The organism is Pseudomonas sp. BJa3 (assembly GCF_026343815.1).
GTDB lineage: Bacteria > Pseudomonadota > Gammaproteobacteria > Pseudomonadales > Pseudomonadaceae > Aquipseudomonas > Aquipseudomonas soli.
The window spans coordinates 1-264 of sequence record NZ_JAOXMC010000275.1 but is presented as its reverse complement, the minus strand read 5'-3'; the positions used below and the strand labels follow the sequence as shown (position 1 = coordinate 264).

General features: G+C 61.0%; 1 pseudogene. It reads right to left on the bottom strand.

From position 1 onward, the window contains the following. Positions 1–264, bottom strand: a pseudogene (locus OH705_RS27705) (MFS transporter); the annotation flags it as partial.

Genomic DNA, 264 nt, shown 5'->3' with positions numbered 1-264 from the left:
CGCCTGACGCAGCCAAAATCCTAATACCAGCCCCATCAGCGAGAGCGCGAGTACATACCAGGCTGGCGCCATCGGCGACACGCTCATCAGCACGGTAACCGCAATCGGCGTCAGCCCGCCGAAAATGGCATACGACACGTTATAGGAAAATGAGATCCCGGTGAAGCGTACCTCCGGCGGGAACGCGCGGACCATCACGTACGGTACCGCCCCGACAACGCCCACGCACAGCCCTACCACGCCGTACAGCAGAAACAGCTGTTC